The organism is Streptomyces sp. NPDC060198 (assembly GCF_042728415.1).
Classification (GTDB): domain Bacteria; phylum Actinomycetota; class Actinomycetes; order Streptomycetales; family Streptomycetaceae; genus Streptomyces.
Window position 1 is genome coordinate 1 of record NZ_JBHWZJ010000516.1, and the last position, 4,011, is coordinate 4,011.

The following is a 4,011-nucleotide window of genomic DNA, read 5'->3' on the forward strand; positions in this document are numbered from 1 at the left end:
ATCTTCCGCCGTGCGATCGCACGCACCGGACGCCGCCGGACCCGCCCTCCGGGCGGACGGCGCCACTTTCGGCACACGCCCTAACACTGCACCGGGTGAAAAAGTACATAAACGTATATTGGGCGACACGACGCCCGTTCGCCCGTTACACGGATTCAGCGCGTGTCGTTGGCAGCATGGCGGGCGTGACCCAAGTGACCGATCGCAGCCCGATGTTGTCCTCCGGACGCGGCAGGGCCGCCGCCCTGGCCTCCGCGCTCCTGCGCGGTTCGATCGCGGCCGGACTCGGTCTCGGCACCCTCACCGTCCTCCTGCTGGGACTCTGGGTCAGCTCGCCGTACTCCGACGCCGGACCCGGCCGGGCGGTGCGCACGGCGGTGGCCCTGTGGCTGCTCTCGCACGGTGCCGAACTCGTCAGGACCGACACCCTCAGCGGTATCCCCGCCCCGGTGGCGACCGTTCCCCTGCTGCTGACGGCGCTCCCCGTGTGGCTGCTGCACCGGGCCGCCCGCGACGCGCTGGACGCGGCGGACCCCGTGGCCCCGGTGGACGCGACGGAGGACCGGCCGCCCTCGGCCGCCGCCGTCTGCTGCGCGGTGATGACCGGCTATCTGCTGGTGGTGGCGGGAGCGGTGGCCTTCGTGCGGTCGGCTCCGCTGCGCGTGGACACGGGGGATTCGGCCACGCTGGCGTTCCCCCTGGTGGCAGTGGTGGCGGGCGCCGCGGCGGCCGGGGTGTGGACGGCGTCCGGCCGGCCGCTGGGCGCCTCCCCTTCCTGGGCGCCCCTGCGGGTCCAGGAGGCGGTGGCCCGCACCCTCTTCCGCGACCGGGCCGAGGCGGCGACCCGGTCGGCGCTGGCGGGGGTCGCGGTGCTGCTCGGCGGCGGCGCGCTGCTCGTCGCGGTGGGGCTCGTTTGGCACAGGGCCGCGACCGAGGAATCGTTCCTGGCGCTCTCCGACGAGGTGTCCGGGCAGGTCGCCGTGGTGCTGCTCGCGATGGCGCTGGTGCCGAACGCGGCAGTGTGGGCGGCGTCGTACGGACTCGGGCCCGGCTTCTCGCTCGGCACGGCGGCGACGGTCGCCCCCCTCGGTTTCCACGGCACCCCCGCCCTGCCCGGGTTCCCGCTCCTGGCGGCCCTGCCGCAACCGGGTCCGGGAACGGCCGTGAACGCGGCGGCCTGCGTGGTCCCCCTGATGGCGGCCGCCGCCGTCGCCTGGTTCACCGTACGGAGGGCGGCCCCGCTGTACGGAGCACGCGAGGATGCCTGGAGCCCGGGGGAGACCGCGCTGGTCACGGGTCTCGCGGCGATCGGCTGCGGCGCCTGCGCGGCAGCTCTCGCCGCCCTCGCGGGCGGGCCGATGGGCACCCGGGCGCTCGCCGAGTTCGGACCGGTCTGGTGGCTCACCGGTGCCGCCGCGGTGATCTGGACCGCCGTCCTCGGAGTACCCCTGGCCCTGCTGATGCGGTCCTGGCGGCTGCGGGAACAGACCTGGGGCTGGCGGGGGGAGGCGGCCGAGACGGTGCGGGGCGCGGGAGTCGTGCGCGCGGTGCCCGAACCCGTGGCGGCGGAGGAGTGGACGGTGCCGCCTGTACGCGCGTTCGGTTCCTGGCGGTCCGAGGCGTCGCCCGGGGATTCGTCCGGGGCCGCTCCCGGGGCGACGCTCCCGAGCCGGGCGGCCGAGGAATCCACCGGAGGAGCCTCTGACGACGCGCGCGCCCGGTGGAAGCCGCGCCTCCCCTGGCGGAAGTCCGGGAAGCCGGATGCCGCGACGCCCGTCAGGGCGTGTCCCGAACGTCCCGCCACTTTCGACGCAGGCCCTGGGCCGTCCGCGTCGCCGGACTCGGTGGAGCCGGCGCCGAAGTCCGTGGACGGGACGCCCGATTCTGTCGGTCCGGAGCTCCGGGCCGACCCGGAGCGTCCGGCCGGGGCACCGGTCGTGCCACCCGTCGCTCCCTCGGCTCCACCCGTCGCTCCCGCCGAACCGGGTTCCGAGCGGTACGACTTCCTGCCGAGGTCGGAGCCCGCGGGCCGTCCCGAGCCGGAGGACCCCCGGCCGACGACGGACGGCGCGACAACCTGAGGCTGCCGCGCCGTCGCGCCGGTCCGGGTCCTGCCGATGTCGCGGTACGGGGCTTGCGGCCGGTGCGGGTCAGCTCGCGGTGCAGGTGACCGTCGGCCAGGTCCAGGTGCCGTTGGTCTGGATCGTCACGCCCCAGTTGTTGCCGCTGCCGTTCGGTTTGGCGACGAGCTGCTGGGCGCTCGGATAGCTGGCCCCGATGTTCCAGGTGGAGAGGACCTTCTCGGGCGAGGGCACGTTCATGGTGACGGTCCAGTTGCTGGAGCCGCTGACCGAGACGTTGAGGTTGTAGCGGTCGCTCCACTTGTCCCCTGCGGAGAGCGTCGCGGTGCAACCACTGCTCCCGCCGCCGGTGCCGCCGCCGCCCGTGCCGCCGCCGCCGGTGCTGCCGCCCGTACCGTCGACCGTGATGTTGGAGCTACCACTGCTCTGGTAGCCCTCGGTGGCGAGCACCATGTAGTGGTTGAACGAACCCAGGGGCATGCCCTTGCCCGCCCAGGCGTCGAAGTGGTTGCCCGTGGTGATGGTGCCGCCGGTCTTCTTGGACTGCCGGACGCTCCAGTACTGCTTGAACGTCTTGTTGTCCCCCTCGATGGACGGGGCGTTGGTCCGGGTCGTCTCGTAGATGTCGTAGGTGCCACCGTCGGTGGTCACCGTGCCCTTGAAGGTGCCGGTGGGCCGGTAGGTGCCCCAGTTGTCGACGACGTAGTACTCGACGAGCGGGTTGGAGGTCCATCCGTAAAGGGCCAGATAGGCGTTTCCGGACGGGTTGAACGTGCCGGTGTAGTTCACGCTCCGGCGTCCGCCGTTGCTCCATCCCTTGCCGGCGACGAAGTTTCCGACATTGCTCCAGTTGGTGCTGTAATTCCCGCCGGAACCGAGGTTCATGGAGACCGATCCGCCACCGTCGGACCAGTACGAGTAGTAATAGCCGTTGTTGGTGCCGGTCTGGTTCGTGTTGATCGTCGTATCGGCGTTGGCGGTGCCCGGCAGGATCAGCGCGGTCACCGCCGCAGCCAGGGCGAAGGCCCGGCCGAGGAGCCGGAAGCGGCCGAGGCCGCGGCTCCTCGAACGAGTGGTGCCTTCCTTCATGAACATGCTTCCTCCTTGTGCGGACTGGCCGGCGGCCAGGTGGCGAGACGCCACCCCGGCTCAAAAATGTCATGGACGCGTCAGGTCCCGAGTCGCGTCGGCGTAGGGGCGACGCGGCGGGCGGGGCGTTCCTGACGCGGCCGGGAGCCGGAGGGGCGGGTCAGTCGTGCGGGTGCCTCAAATCGACGGCCTTTGAGGTCTGTCAGCGACGTCAGTGTTGATTCGGTGCCCTTGGGTGTCAATGGTTTCGGCAGCTATCGCGAAAAACTTTTTCACCCCGGGGAGGGGGCTGGAGTGCATTTGCCCAGCTCAAGGCAGTGTTTATCCAGGATGGTGCGATGGAGGTCGGGGTAATCCTCGGATGTGGGAAGTAATGGGGAGTCGATGAAGGGTGCGGAATTCAAAACTTTTCGAAAGTCTTTCGACCGTGCACGGGTATGTCGAAATGCGTATCCGACGGGTATCCGGGCCGGGGCGACGGCGGGTGTCCGGCGGGGAGCGGCGGGAGGGAGCCAGGGGGCGCCGCAGGTCGTGTGGAGGCGCGCTCGGCCAGGAGGGGCGCCGTGGGAGCGGAGCGGGCGGGGCGCGCGCCTCGGCTCCGCACGGCTGGGGTGGCCGGATTCCACCCTCGCGTGAACGGCCCTCGCCGTGCGGACGGGGACTCGTGCGCACGGGTCCGCCCCGCTGGAGGAGCCCGCCCCGGGTGAACGCCGGCCGTCGGGCGGACGGCCCGCTGCCGAGCGCACGCCCGCCCTCGCACGGGCCCGCTGCCGAGCGCACGCCCGCCCTCGCACGGGCCCGCTCCATGCGAACGGCCCGGCTCCTGGGTCGGGAGCCGGGC

At 72.2% G+C, this 4,011-nt stretch carries 2 protein-coding genes; one reads left to right on the forward strand and one right to left on the reverse strand.

Features of this window, described 5'->3' with window-relative positions; all coding sequences use genetic code 11:
- Nucleotides 1-185 precede the first annotated feature (185 nt).
- Nucleotides 186-2,081, forward strand: a complete 1,896-nt coding sequence (locus tag ACFWEP_RS32675) for a DUF6350 family protein (protein ID WP_387375627.1) — start codon at nt 186-188, stop codon at nt 2,079-2,081.
- 69 nt (nt 2,082-2,150) lie between these two features.
- Here ACFWEP_RS32675 and ACFWEP_RS32680 read toward each other — a convergent pair whose 3' ends face one another.
- Complete coding sequence (locus ACFWEP_RS32680; RefSeq protein ID WP_387375629.1) at nt 2,151-3,176, reverse strand: glycoside hydrolase family 11 protein; 1,026 nt, start codon at nt 3,174-3,176, stop codon at nt 2,151-2,153.
- Nucleotides 3,177-4,011: the final 835 nt, after the last annotated feature.

Bases quoted from the DNA above. Each gene is read 5' to 3' on its own strand.
- ACFWEP_RS32680 (WP_387375629.1), bottom strand. From the start codon at position 3,176: ATGTTCATGAAGGAAGGCACCACTCGTTCGAGGAGCCGCGGCCTCGGC.